Genomic DNA, 25,706 nt, shown 5'->3' on the forward strand with positions numbered 1-25,706 from the left:
ACCCCCACTTCTTTTGTTGTTACAAAGAAGCAAAAAAACTGAATTTTTATATATAGGTATATTTATTATTTATACTCTTGGCATTTCATTTCTATATTTTTAACTAAATTAATTAATTCATCTTTACTTTTTAAAACTAAATTTAGTTCATCATAATCGTTATAATAATTTTTATCAAAATCATTATAATTATACAATATATTTTGTAAAAAAATATTTAATTTATCACTAATTTTTATAACATTTCCTTTTTTTCTAAAATATATATAAATATTATATTCATCATCAATATTGTTAATATAAATTTCAATAACTAATTCATTTTCATTATCATAAAAATATCCCTCTAAACTCAAACATATAGCTATTGTCCATTCAGGTTTTTTAATAGAAGATTTAAAAATATTTAAATTCAAATCACTTCTTAATTCATTAGCTTTAGCCTCAAACAATTTCCTAACTTCACAAATATTAGAAAAAATATTTTCAATCTTATTATATTTATCTTCATCTTTTAAAAGTTTCAAAAAATCTTTATTCATATTTACTCCTCTGCTAATAAATAAAATATTCTCCAAAAAATCATTAAGAAAATAATAATATTTATTATGGATTAAAGATTTCTTATATTTTTGCAAATTAAATAAAATTTTATCTGCTAATTCTTTATGAGAAATATTAATAACATCATTATATTTATTAGTTTTAGAAAGAACTATAAATATACTTTTCTTGTTTTCTTGCCGAGACAATAATTTCACATGATTATTATATTCTTCTAAATCATTATTTAAAATTGCTTCTATTTTTGTCTCAATGCCAATTATATAATGTTCACTTTTTATAAGTATATCTATTAGCTTACCATTTATTGTTGACTCTTCCCTAATAACATATTGTGTATGATCATCGATAATATTAATAATATTTTCTTTTTCTTTTAAAATTTCTAATAATGATGTAAAAACTAAATTACCAAAATTATGACATTCATCACTATTCATAAAAAAAGCAAGTACATTATTAAAAACTATTTCATAGTGAGGAAATCCAGAAATCTCAAAAAAATTTTTTTTAGACCTCACAGTTTCAATTATTTTATATTTATTTAAAAAATTTATTAAACTATTGTCCATAAAATAAATAATTACTTAGTATCAGACATAATAAGATTATATCTAGTAGAATCATTAAGATTCTTAACCCATTTTATAGTCTTATTAACAGTCTCTCCAGCACCGCCTACATTAATAGTTTTTCCATTAACTTTAACTACCACCTCTCCAGCATTACCTATAGTAAGCATAACAACATCTTTAGCTTCTAAATATAATGTCTTTCCACTTAAAAGGTTTGTTGTAGCAGGTCTGTTGGAATCTATAAAATATCTTACATATACAAAATGTTTAGCTGTTATCTCTATCCTGATATCAACTTTTTCTGTATCTTGCTCTATATAAGTTTCACCGTTTATAACAAGAAGATTAGTAGAAACTGTATTATTATAGTTGGTGCTGTTTAATTCTGTTTGATCTATTTCTGTATTATAGCCTGTATTAACCATCTGATCTTCTTCAAGTCTTTCCATTTCAACTGTAGCAGAATTATCATACACTTCTATAACGCTTATCTTAAAATCATTTATACCATTTCCATTTAAATCCAATATTATAGGATTGCTCTTAGAAAATGATAAATCCTGACCGTTTACATTAATATGAACAACATTGCCTATGGTATTAAATTTTATAGTAGCAGATATGCCTAGAGGCTTAAAGTATATAATATCACCTACTTTAACACTCTGTCTTGCCTTGCTGTCAACTATATTTTTGGATATTTCTGTTTCATTTCTATTTTGTTTTTTATTTGAAGTAAAAAAGCCCAATATATTATTTCTATTAACAAATATAACAGCAAGAACAACAATTATCGCAAGTATGATAATTATTGTTGGAATTATAGATCTGTTTCTATTTCTTAATTTATACAAATCTCTTTTAGCCATAAAAAGCAAATCTGCTTCGGCATTACCAGAATTCATATTTTTATTTCTTTTATTGGTTTCTTTTATAGTTTTTTCTTCATTTTTTTCTGTATTTATAGTATCTTTTAGGCTTTCTTTGGCAGGAGGCTGATTTTCTTTTTCTTTACTGTTATCTTGTTCAGTATTTTCTTTTGATTTTTTTACATTTTTACTGCTTTTAGTATTTTTTAGTAAATCCTGCTCTGATTTTATACCGTTTTTTTGTAAATTATACCTTTCCAAAACCATATTGGCATCTAATGATAATTTGTCGCTTAGATTCTTTATAAATCCTTTAACATATATCTCACCTGGTAATACATCAAATTCTTCATTTTCCAATGCTTTTATAAATCTTGCAACTATATGAGTAGAAGCCTCCAACTCTTCTATTGTAAGCCCTTTTTTCTCTCTAGCATTCTTTAATATTTGACCAATAGTTTCCATATAAATTTCCTAATAAATCCTTAAAAATTAATTATTTGGTACTAAACCATCTTTTAATACCTGCATATTTTCTTCTATTACTGGTTCAAAATCCTTATTTCCGTCTTCATATTTTGGATTGTATCTTATGCTTGTAAATAAATACTCTACTGGAACATTAGTTGTAGTTATACCTAATATTCTTATAATCATACCAGTATCATCTACCCATAAATGTATTTTTGTAAAACCTGTTCTGTCTACACTGGCCTGCTTAGAAGTTAAAAGCATATGATAGGCTCTTCTATTATCATTACCAGCATAAGAAGCACTATTATATTTAGCAATGCCAAGTTCAGAGTCTTTAAAACTATTAATAGCCACCAATTCACGTTCATTATAAAAATCTATATTAAATTTACTTGTTAGTCTTAATATACCTTCTGCTGTATAAATAGCCCCAGAATCTCCGTAATTAAGTTTCTGCTCTGCTACAACATTATTTCTAGGGAAAATTATCCATAAAGTCTCACCATTGCAGTATATTGACTGTCCGTTGGCACCGCTTGTATATTCCATTTTAAATAGATTTGGATTTTTAGTTATTAGTTTTCCGTAGGATAATTTTTCTCCGTTACGTTCTACAAAATTGGCTGAAAATCCGTTTATTTTTGAGAATCTATTGGATATCATGCTGACAACTCTTTCGGGGGTCATTATTTGAGTATATGCTATTGAAGATAATGATAGAGATAATAAAATAAAAGGTATTATTTTTTTCATAGATATTTTTATTTGTCCTTAAATAAAGTCGGTATAATTTATACTAAAATTATATGATATAATAAAAATATATAAAAAACAAGTATTTTATTTTTTATTTGAAATCATTATTTTAAATAAATCACAAAAAATTCATACTCATTTTTTGTCAAAAACGGGTATGAAACTTGATTTTTTTATCTATATATATCATTTTTGTCAATTATAGGAACTATATATTACCTCATATTAATGACTTATTTTAAATATAAAGTATATTTAAAAATAAACTATCAAAACAAATCACATTATATATAATAAACTATATACATTTAGGAGGATAACTATGAAAATAAAAAAAATAGATAATACTAAATATAACATGTCAAAATATAAAAGCATATACAGCAACAGAAGTGCAATAATACAAAATGATGAAGAAATAGTACTTCTTCTTGGAAATGAAATGCGTAAAGAGGGAGTTGTAGATGTAGAAGCCGCTGTATATTTATCTTTACCTAGTTTCTTAAGACTATATGATACTTTGAAAGAAAAAATTGATATGTTTAGAAAAGGCGGAAATTTATTATAGTTATAAGGAGATTATTAAGCTTATGAAAAATGATTATATAAAAGAATACTGTATTAAAAATGATAAAAATATTATTCTTATAATAGAAAAAGATATTAATAAAAAAATGTATAATGAACTTTATAGTACATTAAATAGACTTTTAGAAAATGGAAGTAAAAATATCATAATATATTTTAGAAATAGTATAAAATATATTGTATCAAATGCTATATATTTAATGCTTGAAACACAAAAGGTGCTTGAGTTTAGAGGAGGTAAAATGATACTTACTGGATTAAACGAATATGCAAAATGGTCTGTAAAATCACTAGAAGCTCATAAAAAAATAAAGATATTCGATAATATTCAAAATGCAATAGAAGATATAGAAGAAATTACAGCATAATGAAATAATAAAATAAATATAATAAACAAAAAGCAAGGAAAAAACTCCTTGCTTTATTTTTTAATTATTTAATTCTGATTTGTTAATAAGGCATTTACAAAATCTGTATAATTAATATTAGCCAAATTATAAACATGCAAAAAACCATTTGTAAACATTATAGATGAGGCTATAGTAGATCTGTTTCCGCTTCTGCAGTATACTATATACTCTTTATTTTTATCTAAAAGATTTATTTTGCTTGTAAAATCAGTATTTAACACATCAATATTAATTGAATTAGGGGCACTTCCAGACATATACTCTTCTGGTGTTCTTACATCTAATAGAACCAAATTTGTAGATTTGCTCATTAAATCCAATGCCTTTTTTATATTAATATTATCATAACCATTTTTAGAGCATGATGATATCATTAATAAAAATCCTAAAATCAAGGAAAAACATAATAAATATTTTCTCATATTTTATATATCCTTTTATAATTATTTTTTCTTAAATATTATGTTAATTAATAATACTAATAATATTATATTTATATATTTTGTCAAACTCTTTTAATAATAAAATAATTTTAATTTTATATTTTCTTTACTTTTCTGTTTTATATAGTAAAACTTTCGTACGGGAAATTTTAGATAATGATAAAAAAAGTATATTGTTTATTAAGTATAATAATGTTATTATTAATATCATGTGCTGATAAAAGTGAGAAAGAATCAAAAGAAAAAAAATCTCCTAATATTATGGAAGATGATGAATATATAAAAAATATAATAAAGGATTCTTCTAAATAATTAAAAAACACTTAAAAAATGGAAAAAACAATCATGTTTATTAATCAAAAAACAAAAGCCTATGCTGGAACTATTTTTAGCGTATTAATTTGGGGTATAACTTTTATTTCTACAAAAATATTATTAAATGATTTTTCGCCTATAGAAATTCTTTTAAGCAGATTTGTATTAGGCTTCATACTTTTAATGATAATATATCCTAAAAACAATAAAATCTACTCAAAAAAAGAAGAAGCATTATTTGCAGCCGCTGGGATAACAGGTATAACGCTTTACTATCTATTTGAAAACATGGCGTTAAATTATTCTCTTGCATCAAATGTAGGAATTTTGGTTGCTGTAGGTCCTTTATTTACTGGTATTTTTTCATCTCTAATATTAAAAGAAAGATTAAGAATAAATTTTATTATAGGTTTTATATTTGCTATAGTAGGAATAGCAGTAATAACATTTAATGGAAAGTTTATATTAAAAATAAATCCTCTTGGAGATATGCTCGCTATTCTTGCCGCTGTTATGTGGGGGCTTTATTCTGTACTTATAAAAATGATAGGCGATATGGGATTTCACTCTGTTACAATAACAAAAAAGACATTTATGTACGGCATAATATTTATGATACCAATAATGTTTTTTGTTGGATTTGATGTTAATATTAGCGATTATATAAAACCTATAAATCTTATAAACTTTTTATTTTTATCATTTGTAGCATGTACTTTATGCTTTATAGCTTGGACATATTCTACAAAGATTTTGGGTGCTGTTAGAAACAATACTTATATATATTTCATACCAATAATAACTCTTATAGCTTCAAAAATAATATTAAATGAAAATATTACAATATTTGCTTTGATAGGAGTAGTATTAATATTATTAGGAGTTATAATATCAGAATCAAATTTTGCCTCTTTTTTATTAAAGAAGAAGAATAGTATTTGATGCTAGAATTTATTATATACTGAAAAATTTTTAAGTTTGTCAATTTTTATGTTGTTGCTTTCCCGCTGCGACTTCGTAAAAGAACCTTATATCCTCAACAAGTTTGGATACGCTTCGTGAAATTGCAAATATAAAAATAATACTGTTTTATTTACTTTTTTTAGAAGGCTTTTTTTCTTTATATTCGTTTTTAAAATAATCGCAATACTGTGATACTGTGCATTTAGAACATAAAGGAGAAACAGGCTTGCATAGATTCTGACCGTAAACTACCAAAGTATCATTATAAACCCTCCAATACTCTTTAGGCAGCTTATCACGCAAAGCAAACTCAGTCTCTTCAGGTGTTTTTGTATGAACATAACCGAATCTGTTTGATATTCTATGCACATGCGTATCAACACATATTCCGTCCTTATCAAATGCTTCAGTTACAACTAAATTGGCAACCTTTCTTCCAACACCTTTAAGTTTAAGAAGCTCATCTATCTCATCAGGCACTTTTCCGCCGAAATCATCTATAATCATTTTTGATACTTCAAGTATATTTTTTGCCTTTACTTTATAAAAACCTACTGGATATATAAGTTTTGCTATTTCTTCTTCTGTGAGTTTTAGCATATCTTCCGCTGTGCCTGCTTTTTCAAACAAACGCATAGAAGCATCTCTTGTAGTAGGGTCTTTTGTTCTAAGAGAAAGCATTGTAGATATTAAAATTTTATAAGCATCTCTGTTTGTAATTATTTTTATTTCAGTTACAACAGGCATAGGCATTTCTTTTGTAACTTTAGTAAGTTCTTTCATTATTGGGTGAATATCATTGTCATTCATAAAATAAAACCTTTATAATATATTATTTATCAAACAAATACCAAAATTTAGAATCTCTTTTTACAAAAGGTTTTAATTCTAAATATGTAAAATCAATTTCTATAATACCCTGAGCATATCCTGATATTTTATATAATGGCCATATAAATTTAATGCCAGAGGGAGTAATATCAAATACATCACTAAGTTCTATAGAATGAAAATCAAAAAAATCTCTTTCTGTAAAATTTCTAAGTAATTTACTTTGCATTAAATTGATAAGCTCTCTGTCATTCTTATTTTCTAAAAGTTCTGATGAATTAAGCCCTATTCTCTCTCCAGTCGAAATTAAATATATAGAAGGTATAAAATTATATATTCCATGCGTTCCGCCTGCATATGAGTAGTTATAAACAGAGAAGGATATTATTTTTTCATCTAAAAAAGAAACATTAATTTCCTTCTTCATATAAAAATCTGAACTGCTGTATGATGAATCTTTCCAGCTTTTATAATCATCTATAATCTCATTATTTAAAAGTAATTCTATTCTTTCAGAATTAAGAGATCTTATACCATCAATATCTAAAGAAATTTTATCTACAGAATTAAGCCCTTTTTCATTATCAACAATAACAGCATCTTTACTCGACTCAAAAACATAATCTCCATAATCTATTTTTAATGATGAATTAATAATATCTAAATTGTTTATAGGATAAGATTTGTTATTTGCAAACTCAAAATTATATTTACTATTTCCGTCATAAGAAGACCATTCTCCAGAAAATACCATACCATCAGAAACAGTGCCGTTAAAATATCCTGTTATTCTATTATTTACTTTTTCATTTATACTAATAGTGTTATTTGATATACTGCCTTCTATATTGATAAACTGATTTATACCGTCATAATAATATTTACCTGTAATAGCCTTATCATTAATATATAAATATAAATATATTTTAGAGTTTCCTATATTACCGCTGCAAAAATAAAATTTCTTCACATGTGATTCAGGCGATTGAGAAAACAAGATATTTGAATAAAAAACAAATACCAATATAAAAAAAATTCTAAACAGCTTCAAATTACACTCTTTTATGAGATTTTTAATTTTATTATATATATTTACAAAAATAAAACAAGTACTTTATAATCATAATTAATATAACAATTTTTTAATATAATACAAAAAAAGAGTACATCATATAAAATGACATACTCTGTAATATTAAATAATTTATTTTTTATTTAGCAATATAATTAACTATTCTTGCAAATTTATCAGCTACTAATGAAGCTCCGCCAACCAAAGCACCATCTATATTAGGCATATTAAGCAAATCATCAGCATTTTTTTCATTAACACTTCCGCCGTAAAGTATAATCATTCCTTCAGCAACATTTTCATTATAAAGAGATTTCAAAGTTTCTCTTATAGTTTTATGCACTTCATCAGCGTCCTGAGGAGTAGCAGTTTTACCAGTACCAATAGCCCAAACAGGTTCATATGCTATAACAACTTTTTTAGCTTCAGCTTCGCTTAAACCTTTAAATGCTTCTTTAGTTTGATTACTTACTATATCAGAAGTAATTCCTTTTTCTCTTTCTTCTAAATGTTCGCCAACACATAAAACAGGTATAAGATTTTTATCTAAAGCTCTCTTTACTTTTTTATTTATAAGTTCATCTTTCTCACCGAAAATATCTCTGCATTCAGAGTGTCCTACAATAACATATTCGCATCCTACAGCCAAAAGCATGTCAGCAGAAATTTGACCAGTAAAAGCACCTTTCTCTTCAAAATATAAATTCTGAGCTCCTAATTTTATATTACTTCCTTTAAGAGCATTATGTACATCGCTCAAACAAGTAAATGTAGGAGCTATCATAATATCTCTGTCTTTAACATCTTTAACCAAATCTTTTAACTGATTAACTAATTCTAAAGCTTCTTTATTAGAATTATTCATTTTCCAGTTACCCGCAATAAGTTTTCTTCTAGCCATTTTAAAAATCCTCCGATTATTTTTTAATATTATTCTTTTAATAATTTACTAAGCTCTTTAAAACAATCAACCTTAGAATGTTCTATATGCCAGAAAAGAATCATTTCAGTACTTACAATATTAGCACCGATTTTTCTCATCTGTTCTAAAGCTATATGTTTATTTTCTTTAGTTCTCGACGAGCAGGCATCAGCAACAACATAAACATTATAACCATTATCTATTAAATGCAATACACTATAATATACACACACATGAGTCTCAATGCCAAAAACTATAATATTTTTTTTATCAAAAGAATTAAACTCTTTTACAAAATCTTCAGTTCCAAATATACTAAAATAATCCTTAGCAAATAATTTATAATCCTTTGGAAATACTATCCTTTCATCAGTAGCACCAAGACCTTTTGGGTATTGTTCTGTAACTAAAACTGGAATATTATAAATATCAGCAGTTCTTAATAAAATATTCGTATTCTTGATTAAAGGATCAATATCACTCATAGTAGGTATTATTTTACTTTGCAAATCTATACAAATATATAATGAATCCTCTTTATCAAGTATAGGTTTATTCATTAATTTCATAAATAAGTCCTTAATATGATTTTGATATAAATTATAAGACAAAATGATAAAAAATACAAATAAAAAAAAGGGGAAACTTTTAAGTCTCCCCTTAATTTTTATATTTAGTTATACTAAATTCTAAATTATTGAGCTTGCTCTTCAGCAGCACCTGTGTCAGCAGCAGCACCGTTATCAGCAGCAGCTTGATCTTGTTGTTCAGTACCATCGCCGATACGTCTTTGTTCAAGATCTCTTAATTCTGCTTGTTCACGTATTCTAGCAGCTTCTATAGCTTGTTTTCTGTCATTTTCAGTTTTTAAGATCTGCCAAGTACCTTCATCATCGATATCTTCTTCAGCATCAACAACTACTACATCGTACTCAACTGTTATATCTTTAACATAAGTAATGAAATCGCCGCCTTGAGTATCTTTAGTTCTATAGAAACCTAAAGAATCTAATTTTATAGAAGGAACCATTCTAGGATAAAGAGGTTCTCTTACTAATACTCTGTCGCGAACATTAGGCAAATATTCTCTGTTTTCCCATCTTACTTGTCTCCAGCCATTGAAGTAAACAGTACCCATAGGATAAGATTTTAATTCACCAAATTCATTTTGTAAATTTACGAAGTAGCTAACTAAGAAATTACGTCCGTAAACCCAAGAGCTTATAGATTTAATTTCGCCAACGTTATGTATAACACCTTTACCTTCTGTATATTTAGTACCGTTAGTACCACCATACATTTCAAGTTCATATACTGGTTTTACTAAAGCATAACTGTTCCAAGCTGCTAATGGGAAATGTACTCTTATACCAAGAACTTTACCAGCTTCCCAAGCACCATTGTTACCTTTACTGTCTACGTTAGTAACATAAGAATTTCTGCGATTTTCTGTTAATCTAGCAGATTCATTCAACCACACTACCCAGTTATCATTATAAAGATTTTCTGCAACTGGAACTAATTCATTTGTATCACCTTCTCCACCTAAGTTATCAGCATTACCAGTTAAAGCAAAATCAATCAAAGTTGAGTTTGTTAAACCGTAAGCAGATGCAGCGATAAAAATGGAAGTTAATACTACGAATAACTTTTTCATAATTTATTGCACTCCTTGTACTAATTAATAAGCATAATAATACAACTTTTATACACTAAATTTCTTAATTTGTCAAGCAAATTTAATTAAAAAATAAATCATTATTTGACATTATCTATTATTAATGTACAATCTTATAAAAAAAATGTAGTTATGTAAATTAAACAGACCCTAAAGGATAGAAAATGGCTTCAAAAAATACATCTAGTAAAACTCATACTAAAACTATTAAACCGCCTATACTGTTTTCAAAAACACAGGAAATTATTAATAAAATTACAAAACAATTAGATGCACCGCTGCTTTCTTATTGGAATTCCAATGGCGGAAGTGTATGTCAAAATGATGTTATAGTATTATCTGATGTACTTAAACATATTGGAAAATGCGATAAAATATATTTTTTTATAAAAAGCTCTGGAGGAAGCGGACAGGCTTCTCTTAGAATAGTTCATCTGCTTAGACAGTCATGCAAAAAAATTGTGGCATTACTGCCTTTAGAAGCTGCAAGTGCTGCTACTATGCTTTGTTTGGGTGCTGATGAAATACAAATGGGACCTTTAGCATTTATAACAGCTGTAGATACTTCCCTTCAGCATGAACTTTCTCCTGTGAATAAAGATAATAATTTGGTTTATGTAAGTCAGGACGAACTTGCAAGAGTCATAAAGCTATGGAAAGAGCAGGCAAATAATAATGACAATAATCCATATGAACATATATATAAATACATACACCCATTAGTTTTGGGAGCCGTTGACAGAGCCTCAAGTTTATCAATAAAACTATGCAAAGATATTTTATCATATCATATGGATAATCAAAAATTAATAGACAACATATCAAATTCTCTAAACTCTGCTTATCCTTCTCATAACTACCCTATCACTATAAGAGAAGCAAAAAAATTGGGGCTGAATGTAAAAGAAATGGATGAAAAATTAAATGAATCATTAATGGCTCTAAATGAATACTATTCCGAAATGGGACAGAAATCATGTACTGATTATGATGAATTTAACTATCATGACAATGAAATACTCAATATACATGAAGGTGCTGGAGTTCAAATATACTATCAGGAGGATAAAGACTGGCATTACAGATCAGAAGAAAGGAGATGGATACCTATGAATGATAACAGCGGATGGATAAAAAATACTTTAATAAATGGAAAACATGTTAAAAATATATTTCATATAAGATAGTTTTATTTTTCAAGAATAAATTTACAAATATCTATAGTAATTTTTATTTGCCGTTTATAATTTGGGTTTTAACAGAAGTACGTTTTAATATTTATAAATTAAAAAATAATACAGCATATAGAACATTATTTCTAATTAAAATAATTTTATAAATAACTCTATAAACAAGTCTGTTAAAAAGAATTTATATAATTGTCTTTAAAAATCAATTAATTAATTCTTCAAACTTCTTTATAACTTCATCAGGTTTTATAATTTCCCTGCACTCAAAAGTATTAAGTTCGCATTTCTTTCCGCCGCATATGCAGGCTTTATTATCAGGCTTTTTCTCTATTGCATGACTATTTATACCTATTGGGAAGTTTTGATAAGCTGGTGTTGCAAAATAAAGTGCCAAAGTAGGAATACCAACTATAGAAGCCACATGCATAGCTCCAGAATCATTTCCTATAAAACCGCTGCATAAGCTTAAAATTGCTGCTATCATATCCAGTGACATATATGGTATAATAGGCTCATCTAAAAGCATAGCTGATATTCTGTCTGATATCTCTTTCTCATTCGGCGTAGTAATAAACAATGTTAAAGCGTCATATTTTTTTGACAAATAATTAGCAGTTTCAGCAAAATATTCCTCTTTCCAAATCTTTCCAAAACTATTAGTTGCCCCTATGCCATATGCAAATATTTTTTTATTATCAGGATTTACAGTTTTTAAATAATCTTTAGCTTTATTGAGTAATTTTTCTTTTATATTTAGTTTAATAACAGGTCTTTTCTCATCTATTCCTATAGCTTTAAGAAGATTAACATAATAATCAGCAGTGTGTATCCACCTTACTTCCTTTCTGTCAACAGCATCTGTAAGCATAAGTTCTCTGTAATCAGCCTTATATCCTATACGCCTTTTTATACCATGTCCGAAAACCCTGAAAGCACTCTCAAATGAATTAGGAAACAATATTACAGTGTCAAAACGGTATTTTCTTAAATGAGGAAATCTTTTTACTTCCAAACACTCATCAACCAAATCACTAGCTTTAAATATGCCGAACATAGACTTTTTTGTCATTACTGTAATTTTTGCCTCTTTGTACTTTTCCCTTATAAGATAAATAGCTGGAAAAGACATAATTATATCTCCAAGCCAATTAGGCGAATGTATAAGTAAATTCTTAATATTTTTCATAAATAATCTTAAAAACATAATAAAATTCAGATATCGTCAAGATCATCTAAATCTATAAAATCATCCATAAATCTTTCATATCCCGATATTATGTTTTTATAAACACTCCCTTCCATAATCAAATTATTAGATTTTCTAAGATTTATAAAATATTCATAAAGCATAGAAAAATCATTCTTAAAAGTATTTTTCCATACATCTTTAGCAGATTCAATAACATCAATATTACGGCAGTTTATTATCATGTATCTTAATCTGCTGCTGTTTACTGATTGCTGAGTAGAAATAACCATATCTATATGCTTATCATTAACAAATGCTAATTGATCCTGACAATATACAGAATTAATAACGCCTTCATCTACAGGTATTAATTTCTCATTTTCATCTAAACAATTATTGGCATAGTAATTAATACCGTTAAATATCAAAGTAATATAAAAAGGCTCTATACTTTTATCCATAGACTTAAGCTCAATTAATGTATTAGCTAAATTAGTTAAAGCTATATCATTTAATTTCATTTTTATTTGAGCATCTGTAACTTGCATATCCTCTATAACAGCACTATGCATCTGATTAACACCTATATAATCAATGCTTTTTCCTAATCTTGACGAATTAGAAAATAAAAAATTTTTATATACATTATCTGAAACATAGCATTTTTCAAAAGTTTCATCATCTAAAATAATGGCATCTTTATCTGAACGTCCCTGATACTGACTATAAAACACAGTTTCATATACACTTGGTGAAAGCATAGAAGCTATCTCATATAATCTGACGTTATTATAATCCATAATTAAAAACTAAAAAACATTTCCTATACTTTTTATATCATAGTCCATCACAAATAAATCATATTTAGTAGTTATATTAGGATTCCTGCTGTAAAAATCCTTATTGACACAAGTAAACTTAACTGGAATATTTTTTTCTTTTGAAACTTCTAAAGCTATCATCTCGCCTTTTTCTATATCTTCAAATAAGGTATCATTCATTAAATGTGTATTATTAATTATAGCCGTAACTTTTAATCCAAGGGTCGCCTCTATACTTATCAAATGACCCAAAGCATATTCTGATGTAGAGTTTTCTTCTCTATTAGCATTAAGTACAAAAAATACATCTGTTTCAGAAATATCAGTATTATCTCTAAAAGTAGCAAAAGACAAACTTCCTGCAGAGTTTCCTCCCATATCCACTATTCCTATAATATCTTTCCTATCAAATATAGAATAAACTTCAGCAGATACAGCAGGTATATCGGCACCAGACTGCGGAAGATAAGTACCTATTACTTTAATATTTTGATTCTTTAAATACTCTGAATGCTCTCTAGACCTGAAATAAGGATTTACTACGTCCAAATCAGCTATATAAATTTCTTTATCAGTATTTTTTCTAATATACAAACCATAATTAATAGAAAAAGTGGTTTTTCCAGCTCCGTAATGACCGCATATTATTGTTACACGATTGTAGTATTTACTCATCAAATAATCCTAACAAATTACCAATATCTAAAATATAATATATTTAATAATTTTTTCAAATTTTTTTTACTTAAAAATAATTTAATAATTATAAAATTTATTTTCATAATGTCAAATTTAATATACCTAGAAATCACTATAAAAAATAAAATTTACTGCTTGAAAATTTTAATAAAGCCGATATTATATAATAAGACTTTATTTTGATAACTTAAAAAATTAGGAATAAACTATGAAAAAATATATAATTATTTTGATGTTTATATTTGGCTGTTATCTGTTTCCGCAATATGCAACAAACGATGCATATGTGCCAAATAACAATAATAACAACAATACAGTAACAGAAAATAATAATAATCAAGATAATAACAATACAGAATATATAACTAATGATGCTGTTATGGGAAGAAAGCCTTCTGTAATAGATACACCTATAACTGGTTTTAAAAATATTACTTTAGGTGCCACAAGAGAAGACACTATAAATGCTATATTAAGCGACAATACTATGACTTTACCAAAACAATATATGACAGGTACTGTAGATTTATCCGCTGAAGAAAGTGCTAATTTCCTAGCATTGGAAGAAAATAAATTTTATAAAAGCGGGTATTTTGTTTTTAAAGATGATTCGCTATACTCAATAACTATCAATTTTCAGCCTAATCAGGTTGATTTTTTGGAGCTGTTATCTGCTTTAAATGCTAAATACAGTAAAGGCTCATTTTTAGATGCTAATACTGTAGCTTGGCAGAATGGAGATATAAGAATAATATTAGAAAGACCAAGCGTTGTTAAATATATCAATATGAGCAATATTACAAGTACTTCCGATACAAGGATAAAAGAAAAAGAAGAGTCTCCTCCTCAAAATACAAGAAAATCTATATTGGAAGGGCTTTAATAAAAATGCATAAATATAAAGTAATACTAATCATTACAATAACATTATTCGCATCATCATGCAGTAAAAATAGTAATGAAAAAAAAGAAAATATGCCAAATAGAGTAGAAATTATTTTAAGCGATGATATAGATAATATAAATGAAGAAAATAAAGAAGTAAAAGAATATGATGAAGATAAGTTAAAACAAATGGCTTTAACATCTTTAAAAGAGTTCTATTCTATGCCTTATAACAAAGAAAATGTACGCATAGCTTATGAAAAATTCTATTCTGCCAACTACAAAGAAATATTAAGAAAAAGCAGAAATATAAAAAACGCTGATGAGTATGTACAAAGCGATCCTTCGCTTGATTTTGAATTTGAAACCAAAATAGATAAAGTATATGATATAAAACTAGACGGACAAAAAGCATATATTGATGTAGACTCTTCAGTATATGACAGAGTAGAAGATACCACTTCAAAAGCAAGACAAACATTTATAATGTGCTATGAAAATAACAGATGGGTTATAATGTAAAAATATCAAAATGCTTATAAAAAATTATTATTAATCATACTTTATATTTTTCCGACATTATTAACATAATATTATACTATTTAACTAGGAGTTTACCTTGAAAGAGCCAATTATAGCGGGATTAGATGCAGGAAGTGCATCAATAAAAACCGTCATTGCCCGTGTTAATGATGATAAATTAGATGTTATAGGAATAGGCGAAAGCGAAAGCGAAGGCATTAAAAAAGGTGTAATAATCAATATAGATGCTGCTGCTAATGCTATAGAAAAATCTATCAATGAAGCCGAACATATGGCTGGCTTGCAGGCTCCTGATATAATCGCTGCAATAGGCGGAGATCATATTAAAGGATTAAACAGCAAAGGTGTTATCGGGGTAAACACAAAAGATAAAGAAGTTACTCCTCTTGAAGTTGACAGAGTTTTGGAAAGTGCTAAAAATATATTAATACCTGCTGATAGAGAAATAATAGAGGCTATAGAACAAGAATACTCTTTAGACGGACAAGATGAAATAAAAAATCCTGTAGGTATGTCTGGTACAAGACTTGAAACCAAAGTGCATATTATAACAGGTCTTAAACATGTAAGCGAACATCTTAGAAAAACTTTAAATAAAATGCGTTTTTCTGGAAAGGATTTTATAGTTAATATACGAGGAAGTGCTGAAGCATGCCTTACTGATGATGAAAAAGAATTAGGAGTTGTTGTATTTGATATAGGGCATTCTACTACCTCTATGATGGTATATTTGGAAGGTTCTGTTTGGCATACTGCTGTTATACCTGTTGGAAGTCAGCATATCACTAATGATATAGCAGAAGGTCTTAGAATAACAATACCTTCTGCTGAAAAATTAAAAAAAGATCATGGATTTGCTTTTATCGATATGGTAGGAGAAAAAGAAATTATTGAAGTGCCTACAGCAAGCGGACAAATGCGTACTATACCTAAAAGAGTTTTAACTGAAATCATACAGCCTAGAGTAGAAGAAATATTCAGTTTATGCGGAAAGGAATTAAGCAAAATGAAATATATTGATTCTCTTTCAGCTGGAATGGTATTTACTGGGGGCGGATCATTACTTCCGGGGCTTGTAGAGCTTGCTAAGGCTTATCAGACTGCTGTAAAAGGTGCAGCCCCAATAACCGCAAGAATAGGTGTACCTGATAAAATAGAAGGTATAAGAGATATAGCAAATAATCCTGCCTACTCTGCTGTTGTTGGAATACTTATGATGAGTTTAGATGAAGCTACTCAGGTTAATGTGCCTCATAAAAAAACTTCTGAAAAAGGTAAGTTTAAATTCAACTTTAAAAATCCTTTCTCTGAGTTTTTCAAATAATTTGGAATTTAATATATAAACATAATTAATATTATACCTCATATATAACTTATTGAGGTATAATATTTTATTATACCCAATAATCAGATATTCATAACTTTTATAATACTAAAAATCAATTATATACATTTTTGACAAATTAAATCATTTTTAGTATAATTAAACTATGAAAGAGATTAACAGACTTAATGATTTATTTGTACGATACTTAATCGGTACTGAAGGCGATGAAGATATATTAGAAAATATTGTTAATGCCGTTTTAAATGATGTAGGCTTTGAATCTGTGAGTAATCTTGAAATTATAAATCCTTACAACTTACCTGAAAATGAAAATTTAAAAGAATCTATACTTGATGTTAAAGCAAAAACTAAAGATGGTAAGAAAGTGCTTGTTGAAATACAATTAGTAGGCAACAATAATTTTATAAAAAGGATATTATACTACATAGCTAAAAATATAGCTTCTGAATTAAAAGAAAGTGATTTATACATTAATATAAGCCAGATGATTAGTATTAGTTTTATAAATTTTAATTTAGATATTGGAAGTGAAGCTGATATAAAAAAAGAACATAAATGTTTGATGTTATTTATACATAAAAAACTTGCTCGCTTTTATAGTCTAGTAAATAGATTTACTAGACGCTCACAAGTTTTTTATTTTTGCTGATATTAACAATCCTAGCATTAGACTGGACGATTTTCAGATACATTTTATCGAGATTAAAAGATTTGCCGAAATATTAAAAAATGCTAGTACTAATGACTATAATAAAAATAAACTTTTATCTTGGATTGATTTTTTTACAACAAAAGATTTAGAAAAAGATATTAATAAACTTATAGGAGGTAATGATATAATGACTAAAGTTATAGATAAATATAAAAGATTTGTAGCCGATGAAAAAGAGATGTCTGCCTATAATGAAAGAGATACTTTTCTTTACGGACAGTCTGTAATGCTCCAGTATGAAAGAGAAGCAGGAAAAAAAGAAGGTATAGAAATAGGATTTCAGCAGGGTATAGAAAAAGGTATAGAACAAGGTATAGAAAAGGGTATAGAGAAAGGTGAAATAAATAAAGCAAAAGACATAGCACTAAATTTAAAAAACATGAATATGAGTAATGAAGATATAAGCAGAATTACAGGTTTAAGTATAAATAAAATAAAAAAATTATGAGCATCTGATAAGTTTACTTGTCAGATATTTTCAGCGAATAATTTTTTTATGTATATATTATAAAAGAAATAGAAAAACTATAATAAAAAAATTAAAAATAATTAGGAGTTATTTATGTATGAATATAGCGATTTCAAAATATCAATATATGCACCAAAAGAAAGTATTATAAATATAATTTCATATTTACATAATAATCAAATTTTCAATAATAATACATCAGGGTATTTAAATATAAATTTGTATTATTATGACAGTCATGTAGTAATTGACACAGGTATAAATAAAATTTATGAATATTCTATTCGTAAAAAATTTGAAGGCGGTCTTTATTTTAACAGTAATGGTACATTTAATATAGAAAGATCATATTCACAAAACTCTGATAAATATAAAAGTATAATTAAGTTTACTAAAGAATTTGTTAAGATTAATAAAAAACATTTTAATTTGCTTAAACTATCTTTAAAAAATTTCTTAAAAGTTAATAATATACCAATTATAAAAGATAAAGAATGTAAGTCTAAATATGGTCATACTCATTATAATTCGAACTTCTTCAGGATCCCTAAAGAATATAATAAAGATGAATATTTTACTTATATTGATGAAGACATAAGAACTCTTTTAGCCTCATTAGCTGTATATATTGAAAACAAGTTATATGACAGTACTAATATTGATGATTATAAATGCGATGAAGTTTTTACATTAGATGATGAAAATAATGAAATTTTAGAAGCAGCTGATAACAAAACGAATAACGAGATAAATACTGAAACTGTTAATGATAGTAAAGAAGAAACACCATCTTCTAACGATACAGATAAAAATATTTTGGACGATGATATAATCAAAAAACTGTTTCTTAAATATATTGATAATGCTAAAAAAGGAGTATTGGAATTTGAAAACTCTTTTAAAAAGAATGAAAATATAAAAGATGCTGATAAAAAAGAAGCTGAAGAAAAGATAAAAGCTGCTAATTTCTTTATTTTATCTGCTGAGTATAATATAGAAAAAGAAAATGATGCAATGAATTATATAAATAACTATAATAAAACAATATGTCAAATCAATAGTGACTTTAATAATATTATGAATAGATATAGAAAAATATCATCTTTAGTATATGTAATGGATATTGATATGGAAGATTTAATTGACATATATATACCTAAATTTGATGTCAATAATATATTAAAAGGTTTACTTAATTAATTTTAAGCATTATAATATTGATTAATAGTTATAGAAAATAATAATTGCAAAATAATTATTTTCTATAACATAACAATTAATTGTTTTGGAGCTATTTTATGGGTTGTCTTGGTGTATTCTTTGCTTTAAGTGATAAGGATTTAAATAAATTATTAAAAACTTCAAGACTTGAAAGACCTGATTTTGTTTGTGAATATTTAGAAGAGATATACTTTGAAAAACATAAAAAATATATTTATGAACTTGATAAATCTTGGGACGCTATGCATAGATGTCTTTCTAATGATGGGCTTTTGGTATTTGGTGATGATAATTATCCTTTCGGCTCTGTTATAATGGGAGGAGATGTTTTATACGGAAATGGTGATGAAGAAGAGGATTATATTATAACATTAAAAAAAGCAAATGTAGTTAAAGACATTGCTCAAAAAATAGAAACTATCACAAAAGAAAAGTTCAAAGAAAAATATTTTAAGATAGATGAAAAAGATTATGAGTATCCGTTAAATGATGAAGACTTTGAATATACTTGGGACTATTTTTACAGAAGTATAGAGTTTTGGAAAAATGCTTCTGAAGCAAACAGAGCTGTAATATTTACAGTTGACCAGTAAAATTATTTTTTAATATTGTTAATAAATAAATGCATAAATATTTCATTTTTTTATTTTTTACTATTTATTATATAAATGCCTTTTCAATTATGCCTGATGATATTTATAAATTAAGCGATTTAAAATATAAAGGCTATGATATACTCAGAGAAAAGTCTGATATAATAGGTTTTCATAAAGATGAATATAATTACAATTTATTTTTAGAAGATGATAATTTTGACACTAATAATTTATATATAGAAACATTTGACAAAGATGCCAATATAGAATTAAAAATAACTGCAAAACAAAATATAAAATACAATATAAAAATTTTAGAAATAAATATAATTAAATTAGGGCGTATATTAAACACATATAAAATTAATATATACCCTACTCTATTTAATATAGAAATTACAGATGGATACAATAATTATAAATCTGTAAAAGAAAATAAATCATTCATAATACAAATACCAAAAAATATTTATGACAGTATAAACGAAAAAAATATAAACTCATTTCTAAAAACAGACTTCTATTTGAATGGCAGTAAAAAAATAAAACATTATAAAGAAAACAATAATTATAAAACTTTTGATATAGAGCTTTTCAGCAGATATCCGTACTATTTTAATATTTATAATATAAAGCTAATATACAATTAATATCATAAAATATCATCTATTATCAGGGTCAAATCTCTGCAAAAGCCTTATAAGAAAATAAGCCGCTAAAAACATTACAGGACATAATGCCCACTCTATGCCTTTTGGAAGACCAGGGAACACCTGTATAATAGAGCCTAATACAAAACCAGATATTATTAAATAAGAAGCCTTTACATAATGCTCCATCCAATATTCTAAAATTTTTGTAGTAAGAACAACTCCCAAAATAGCACCTACAGCTAAAGGTATTAAATATGGAAAATATAAATTATGTACAGCATCAATAGTTTCCTGATATATACCCAAAAGCAAAAACATATATGACACACTTATACCCGGAAGTATCATAGCAATGGCTACTATCAAACCAGCTATTATAAGTATAAAATACATAAATAATTCGCTTCTATCTGATGAACTACTGAAAAAACCTTCTGGAATAATTGATATTAAATATACTATTGCTGCTCCTAATAGTATGTATATAATACTCAAAAAATTAAATTTATATTCTTTAGTTTTATTATAAACTGTATTAAAACCTCCAAGTGCTGCCCCCATAAAAAAGAAAGCAGATACAGTATAATATCTTTCTATCAAGTTTGATAAAGGTTTTGATATTATCACCATTCCTAAAAGAGAGCCTGCAGAAAAAAATATTAAAAATAAAAAGTTAAACTTATTTTTAATAAAATAATTCTCATTTTTTGAGAAAGTCAAAATACCGCTTAAAGAGGATATTAATTTATCGTATATACCAAGTATCATAGCCATAGTGCCTCCGCTGAAACCAGGTACCAGCATTGAAGCTCCTATAATAAATCCCTTTATGACTGTGTATATATAATTCATAAATCCTAAAAATTTCATATTTTTCATAATCCTCTAAAATATAATTTTTTACTTGATATTAGAGAAAGGATAATACAATGTAAAACAATTTTAATCAATAGTATTTTTACAATTATTTTACAATATTTACAATTTAAGTATAATTTAGACTATTTTTTTAAAATATATACTGAAAATTTTTAAGTTTGTCAAAAGTCAGTTTTTCAAATTTATTGTTGTGGTAGTTTTGCCCTGCGAAGCACGCAGAGCGGTCACACTGTGTACTTCGTAAGAGCAAAGCCCCAACTATAATTAAAAAAATATTAAATTTCAAAACTATAAATATTAAAAAATTTAGTTTTGAAACAAGTCTATTAATAAAAATACAAGTCTATTAATAAAAATAAATGTATAAATTTTTGATAAAGTTTTTATTTAATGAATATCTTATCAACTTTTTTTTCGTCAAAAAAAGTTGCAAAAAAAGACTTGGGTCTTGAAGGTTTAGAATTAATAAAAATTTATTAACTTATTCTTAATTCATGCAATTTCATTTATTAATAATTTTTTACTATCTAGCTATTAAATATAAAACTTGTAGAAATATTTATGATGTGTAGAGTTTTATCTATAGATTTTCAAACGCTTCAAAGCATTGTTTTTGATAGAGAAAATATTAATAAAAATAAATGTATAAATTTTTGACAAAGTTTTATTTAATGAATATATTATCAACTTTTTTGCCATACACGCTCTGCGGGATTCGCCAAAAGTTTCCGCTTTGTGAAAGTGCAAGTCACAAATAATAATAAATTGTACCAATTATGTTTTACATGTATGATAAATTATTAAATTCAGTATAAAATGCAGTCTTTTTGCTTCTTTGGGCCACCAAAAGAAGTGGGGAGGCTAGTCCCCGCAATTATAAATAAAAATAGTTTTGAAAAAAGTCTATTATTTAATAAGAAATAATAGTTTTATATCCTAGCAATAAAATAAATAAATTAATAATAAAAAAGACAGCTTCTTAAAAATTTTAAGAAACCGTCTTTTTATATTCTCATTCTAATTTAAATAATAAAATCAAGCAGCATCTTTTTTAACTTTATTTTGATAATACCAATCAACAAATACAGCAATAGCATTATCTCCAGAAACATTAGCAGCAGTACCGAATGAATCCTGAGTTAAATATAATGCTATCATTAGTCCCTGCAATTCTTCTCCAGTAATTCCAACCATATAAAGGAAAGGCAAAGCACTCATTATAGCACCGCCGGGAGCACCTGGAGCTGCTACCATAGCAATTCCTAACATAAGGATAAAAGGAAGTATTGAGCTATATGTAGGGTTTTGTCCCAATATTAATATAACAGCAGTAGAACAGCATGTAATAGTTATCATAGAGCCTGCCAAGTGTATAGTAGCACAAAGAGGTATTACAAATTTTCTAATTTGTTCAGATACTCCGTTTCTCTCTGCCGCTATCAAACTAACAGGTATAGTTGCCGCACTGCTTTGAGTACCTATAGCTGTAAAGTAAGGAGGTATTTGATTTTTGATAAGCATTAAAGGTGATTTCTTTCCTATAATACCAGAAATAATAAATAAAGCTGTTATATAAAGCAAATGAAGAATAATAACAACAACAAATACTTTAGCAAATATTACTATAATATGCTGTATGCTTCCTGCATATGCTAAATTAGCAAATGTACCCAAAATATGAAGAGGAAGTATAGGAATAATGATATTTTTTAATATAGTTTGTATAACCTCTTCAGAATCTTTTACTATAGAAAATAATTCTGCTCCCTGTCCTTTAGGTCTTAATAAAGTAATTCCGATACCTAATATAAAAGCAAATATTACAGCTGATGTAACATCAAATAGAGGCTTCAAAGGTATAGTAAAATAACTTTCCAAACCAGACTCTAATTTTATATTACTCAAGGTAGCTGAACCTAAAAGCGTAGGGAAAAGATTGGAAGCTACAAAAAATGCTATACTTCCTGCTACCAATGTAGAAGCATATGATATAATAACTGTAATACCTATTAACTTAGGAGCTCCTTCCGTTAAATTAGCAATACCATAACCTATAAAAGTTACCACCATCAAAGGTATAATAAAGTTTAAAAATAAACTGAATATTGCACTTATAGTTACAAATATCCTCACTATAGGTGCGGGAAGAAACATACCAACTAATATACCCAAAATTATACCTATTATAATTCTAGGCAAAAGACCTATTTTTTTCATCTGTTTTGCTCCGTAATTTTTTCTATATATAGTATTATATAAATTTTTTCTATGCATTCAACGTATATTATGTAGAATTTAATTTTTTTTAATGTATACATCATATTAAGTATATATTTAATACTACATATAACACATATAATAAACCATATAATTAATATTGCAGGTACATAAAATAGTTTGACAAATTAATCTATTTTTGTATAATTTATACATAAAAATAAAACAGGAAATTAATAAAATGAAAATAGGTCATGGTTACGATTTGCATGTACTTACTGAAAATCGTAAACTAATATTAGCTGGCATTGAAATACCATATGAGTTAGGACTTAAAGGTCATTCTGATGCTGATGCAGTTATTCATGCAGTAATAGATTCTATATTCGGAGCATTAGCTCTTGGAGATATAGGAAGTCATTTTCCAGATAATGATGAAAAATATAAAGATATATCTTCAGTTATTTTATTAAAAAAAACTGTTTCTATAATGAAAGAAAAAAACTATAATATTGGCAATATAGACATCACAATAATTTTGGAAAAACCAAAACTAAGAAATTATATAAATATAATGAGAGAAAATCTATCCAAATTACTATCAACTGATATAGAAAACATTTCAATAAAAGCAAAAACAAATGAAAAGATGGACTCTGTAGGAAGAGGAGAGGCTATTGCTGTTCATTGTGTATGTTTATTAGAAAAAATAAAGTGTTAGGAAAAATAATATATGGCTGCTGCAAAAATTAATACTAAATATTTACTAGATCTAGTTTCAAGAAGTTTTGCTTTAACTATACCTTTACTAGATAAAAATAAAAAAACTAAAGTAGAAGTTCAGTACCTACTTGCAAGAATAATAGATACTATAGAGGATTCAAGCCATACGGTAGAGGATAAAGAAACATTAATAACTGGATTTATAAATATATTAAAATCAGAAAATACTGATAATTTAGAAAATTTAAAAAAGGTAGTTATAGAGCATACTATCAATGAAAATGACAAAATATTGATAGAAAACATAGAAGTAGTATTAAAGGCATTTTTTGCTTTTAAACAAGAGATAAAAAATATGTCTGTATCCTATTTAAGAGAAATGGGTTATGGAATGGTATATTATCAGGATCACACCATATCTACATTTGAAGATTTAGATGATTACTGTTATTATGTAGCGGGTACTGTTGGAGTTTATCTTACAGAGCTTGTAAAAATGCTTGATAACTTGGAACTAGACAGAGAAAAAGCAAAAAGTTTGGGAAGATTCCTACAAAAAGTAAATATTATAAAAGATGCCAAAATTGATTATAAAGAAAAAAGAGTATTCTGGCCTTTAACTTTATTTGATAATGAAAATCCAGCTCCATATTTTGAAGACGGTGCTTATATGGATAAATCTATGGAAATTTTAAGTCAAATGATAAAATCGGCTATGAATGAGTTTAAAAACTCTATAGAATATATAATGACCATAGAAAAAAAATCTTTAGGCTACAGACATTTCTGCCTTCTTACAACGCTTATGGGATATGAAACCATAAAACTTATGAAAAATAATTATAATATATTTATGGGCGAAACTATCAAAATACCTAGAAAAACTACTTTAGAAATAGCAGCCAAAGTAAAAGCAGACTTTTATACCAATAAAAAATTAGAAGATTTGCTTGAAAAGGCATTTGCTAAAGAAGCTGAAGAAAAACCTAAAGAAGAAGAATAATTAAATCATTTCTTTTATACTATCCTAATATAACAATATATACATATTTTGTATATTGATATAAATGCCGATATATATTAAAATTATGTAAACTTTAA

27 protein-coding genes and 1 pseudogene are annotated in these 25,706 nt (G+C 26.5%); 14 read left to right on the forward strand and 14 right to left on the reverse strand.

Annotation, left to right across the window (positions count from 1 at the left end):
• Nucleotides 1-65 precede the first annotated feature (65 nt).
• Genes F811_RS0109780 through F811_RS0109790 form a run of 3 tightly spaced genes read right to left on the reverse strand, consistent with a single transcriptional unit; the run spans nt 66 to nt 3,235 of the window.
• A complete protein-coding gene (locus F811_RS0109780) occupies nt 66-1,136 on the reverse strand; it encodes a PDDEXK-like family protein (RefSeq protein ID WP_020005067.1) in 1,071 nt (356 codons plus the stop codon).
• A gap of 11 nt (nt 1,137-1,147) precedes the next feature.
• Nucleotides 1,148-2,473: a helix-turn-helix domain-containing protein gene (locus F811_RS0109785; protein ID WP_020005068.1), complete on the reverse strand. Its 1,326-nt coding sequence runs from the start codon at nt 2,471-2,473 to the stop codon at nt 1,148-1,150.
• Between the two features lie 27 nt (nt 2,474-2,500).
• On the reverse strand, nt 2,501-3,235 hold the full coding sequence (locus F811_RS0109790; protein ID WP_026364411.1) for a LolA family protein: 735 nt from the start codon (nt 3,233-3,235) through the stop codon (nt 2,501-2,503).
• A gap of 325 nt (nt 3,236-3,560) precedes the next feature.
• On the opposite strand from F811_RS0109790, the gene F811_RS0109795 reads away from it, so the two are divergent.
• Together F811_RS0109795 and F811_RS0109800 are read left to right on the forward strand one after the other, a co-directional pair.
• Entirely contained in the window at nt 3,561-3,806 is a 246-nt protein-coding gene (locus tag F811_RS0109795; protein WP_020005070.1) for a DUF3467 domain-containing protein, read from the forward strand.
• 22 nt (nt 3,807-3,828) lie between these two features.
• Nucleotides 3,829-4,194 carry an STAS domain-containing protein gene (locus tag F811_RS0109800; protein ID WP_020005071.1) on the forward strand — a complete coding sequence of 122 codons (366 nt, stop codon included), beginning with the start codon at nt 3,829-3,831 and terminating at the stop codon, nt 4,192-4,194.
• A 68-nt stretch (nt 4,195-4,262) separates the two neighbouring features.
• On the opposite strand, the gene F811_RS0109805 is transcribed toward F811_RS0109800, so the two are convergent.
• Nucleotides 4,263-4,658: a rhodanese-like domain-containing protein gene (locus F811_RS0109805; RefSeq protein WP_026364412.1), complete on the reverse strand. Its 396-nt coding sequence runs from the start codon at nt 4,656-4,658 to the stop codon at nt 4,263-4,265.
• 177 nt (nt 4,659-4,835) lie between these two features.
• Here F811_RS0109805 and F811_RS16780 point away from each other — a divergent pair, with 177 nt between their 5' ends.
• Complete coding sequence (locus F811_RS16780; protein ID WP_020005073.1) at nt 4,836-4,991, forward strand: hypothetical protein; 156 nt, start codon at nt 4,836-4,838, stop codon at nt 4,989-4,991.
• Between the two features lie 33 nt (nt 4,992-5,024).
• A complete protein-coding gene (locus F811_RS0109815) occupies nt 5,025-5,936 on the forward strand; it encodes a DMT family transporter (RefSeq protein ID WP_020005074.1) in 912 nt (303 codons plus the stop codon).
• 147 nt (nt 5,937-6,083) lie between these two features.
• Here F811_RS0109815 and F811_RS0109820 read toward each other — a convergent pair whose 3' ends face one another.
• The 5 genes from F811_RS0109820 to F811_RS0109840 form a co-directional block, all read right to left on the reverse strand.
• On the reverse strand, nt 6,084-6,767 hold the full coding sequence (locus tag F811_RS0109820) for an endonuclease III domain-containing protein (protein ID WP_020005075.1): 684 nt from the start codon (nt 6,765-6,767) through the stop codon (nt 6,084-6,086).
• Nucleotides 6,768-6,789: 22 nt separating this feature from the next.
• Nucleotides 6,790-7,758, reverse strand: coding sequence for a DUF3298 domain-containing protein (locus tag F811_RS0109825; protein ID WP_020005076.1), 969 nt, complete (start codon nt 7,756-7,758; stop codon nt 6,790-6,792).
• Nucleotides 7,759-7,999: 241 nt separating this feature from the next.
• Nucleotides 8,000-8,761, reverse strand: a complete 762-nt coding sequence (tpiA, locus tag F811_RS0109830; RefSeq protein WP_020005077.1) for a triose-phosphate isomerase — start codon at nt 8,759-8,761, stop codon at nt 8,000-8,002.
• A 29-nt stretch (nt 8,762-8,790) separates the two neighbouring features.
• Nucleotides 8,791-9,351, reverse strand: coding sequence for a hydrolase (locus F811_RS0109835; RefSeq protein ID WP_020005078.1), 561 nt, complete (start codon nt 9,349-9,351; stop codon nt 8,791-8,793).
• Nucleotides 9,352-9,476: 125 nt separating this feature from the next.
• Nucleotides 9,477-10,439, reverse strand: a complete 963-nt coding sequence (locus tag F811_RS0109840) for a flagellar filament outer layer protein FlaA (protein ID WP_020005079.1) — start codon at nt 10,437-10,439, stop codon at nt 9,477-9,479.
• Between the two features lie 185 nt (nt 10,440-10,624).
• Here F811_RS0109840 and F811_RS0109845 point away from each other — a divergent pair, with 185 nt between their 5' ends.
• Nucleotides 10,625-11,647 carry an SDH family Clp fold serine proteinase gene (locus F811_RS0109845; protein WP_020005080.1) on the forward strand — a complete coding sequence of 341 codons (1,023 nt, stop codon included), beginning with the start codon at nt 10,625-10,627 and terminating at the stop codon, nt 11,645-11,647.
• Between the two features lie 205 nt (nt 11,648-11,852).
• Here F811_RS0109845 and F811_RS0109850 read toward each other — a convergent pair whose 3' ends face one another.
• The 3 genes from F811_RS0109850 to F811_RS0109860 are packed head-to-tail and all read right to left on the reverse strand — an operon-like array spanning nt 11,853 to nt 14,335.
• Nucleotides 11,853-12,836, reverse strand: coding sequence for a glycosyltransferase family 9 protein (locus F811_RS0109850; protein ID WP_020005081.1), 984 nt, complete (start codon nt 12,834-12,836; stop codon nt 11,853-11,855).
• Nucleotides 12,837-12,862: 26 nt separating this feature from the next.
• Nucleotides 12,863-13,639, reverse strand: coding sequence for a hypothetical protein (locus F811_RS0109855; RefSeq protein WP_020005082.1), 777 nt, complete (start codon nt 13,637-13,639; stop codon nt 12,863-12,865).
• A gap of 9 nt (nt 13,640-13,648) precedes the next feature.
• Nucleotides 13,649-14,335, reverse strand: coding sequence for a hypothetical protein (locus F811_RS0109860; RefSeq protein WP_020005083.1), 687 nt, complete (start codon nt 14,333-14,335; stop codon nt 13,649-13,651).
• Between the two features lie 232 nt (nt 14,336-14,567).
• Here F811_RS0109860 and F811_RS0109865 point away from each other — a divergent pair, with 232 nt between their 5' ends.
• The 7 genes and pseudogenes from F811_RS0109865 to F811_RS0109895 all read left to right on the forward strand — a co-directional run bounded on the left by F811_RS0109865 (nt 14,568) and on the right by F811_RS0109895 (nt 20,783).
• On the forward strand, nt 14,568-15,242 hold the full coding sequence (locus F811_RS0109865; RefSeq protein ID WP_020005084.1) for a hypothetical protein: 675 nt from the start codon (nt 14,568-14,570) through the stop codon (nt 15,240-15,242).
• A gap of 5 nt (nt 15,243-15,247) precedes the next feature.
• Nucleotides 15,248-15,766 carry a hypothetical protein gene (locus F811_RS0109870; RefSeq protein WP_020005085.1) on the forward strand — a complete coding sequence of 173 codons (519 nt, stop codon included), beginning with the start codon at nt 15,248-15,250 and terminating at the stop codon, nt 15,764-15,766.
• Between the two features lie 97 nt (nt 15,767-15,863).
• On the forward strand, nt 15,864-17,111 hold the full coding sequence (gene ftsA / locus F811_RS0109875) for a cell division protein FtsA (RefSeq protein WP_020005086.1): 1,248 nt from the start codon (nt 15,864-15,866) through the stop codon (nt 17,109-17,111).
• Nucleotides 17,112-17,277: 166 nt separating this feature from the next.
• A pseudogene (locus F811_RS16065) lies at nt 17,278-18,295 on the forward strand (Rpn family recombination-promoting nuclease/putative transposase).
• Between the two features lie 114 nt (nt 18,296-18,409).
• On the forward strand, nt 18,410-19,516 hold the full coding sequence (locus F811_RS0109885; protein WP_020005087.1) for a hypothetical protein: 1,107 nt from the start codon (nt 18,410-18,412) through the stop codon (nt 19,514-19,516).
• A 98-nt stretch (nt 19,517-19,614) separates the two neighbouring features.
• Nucleotides 19,615-20,130 (forward strand): YfbM family protein, encoded by a 516-nt coding sequence (locus tag F811_RS0109890; protein WP_020005088.1) that lies wholly within the window; start codon nt 19,615-19,617, stop codon nt 20,128-20,130.
• Nucleotides 20,131-20,219: 89 nt separating this feature from the next.
• Nucleotides 20,220-20,783, forward strand: a complete 564-nt coding sequence (locus F811_RS0109895; protein WP_245555851.1) for a hypothetical protein — start codon at nt 20,220-20,222, stop codon at nt 20,781-20,783.
• 12 nt (nt 20,784-20,795) lie between these two features.
• Here F811_RS0109895 and F811_RS0109900 read toward each other — a convergent pair whose 3' ends face one another.
• Nucleotides 20,796-21,656 (reverse strand): DUF368 domain-containing protein, encoded by an 861-nt coding sequence (locus F811_RS0109900; protein WP_020005090.1) that lies wholly within the window; start codon nt 21,654-21,656, stop codon nt 20,796-20,798.
• Between the two features lie 1,044 nt (nt 21,657-22,700).
• Nucleotides 22,701-23,882 (reverse strand): cation:dicarboxylate symporter family transporter, encoded by a 1,182-nt coding sequence (locus F811_RS0109905; RefSeq protein WP_026364414.1) that lies wholly within the window; start codon nt 23,880-23,882, stop codon nt 22,701-22,703.
• Between the two features lie 241 nt (nt 23,883-24,123).
• Between F811_RS0109905 and ispF the strand changes: the two genes are divergently transcribed.
• Together ispF and F811_RS0109915 are read left to right on the forward strand one after the other, a co-directional pair.
• Nucleotides 24,124-24,603, forward strand: coding sequence for a 2-C-methyl-D-erythritol 2,4-cyclodiphosphate synthase (ispF, locus tag F811_RS0109910; protein ID WP_020005092.1), 480 nt, complete (start codon nt 24,124-24,126; stop codon nt 24,601-24,603).
• Nucleotides 24,604-24,615: 12 nt separating this feature from the next.
• Nucleotides 24,616-25,608 (forward strand): squalene/phytoene synthase family protein, encoded by a 993-nt coding sequence (locus F811_RS0109915; protein WP_020005093.1) that lies wholly within the window; start codon nt 24,616-24,618, stop codon nt 25,606-25,608.
• Nucleotides 25,609-25,706 lie beyond the last annotated feature (98 nt).

This window comes from Brachyspira innocens ATCC 29796 (assembly GCF_000384655.1).
Taxonomy (GTDB): Bacteria; Spirochaetota; Brachyspiria; order Brachyspirales; family Brachyspiraceae; genus Brachyspira; species Brachyspira innocens.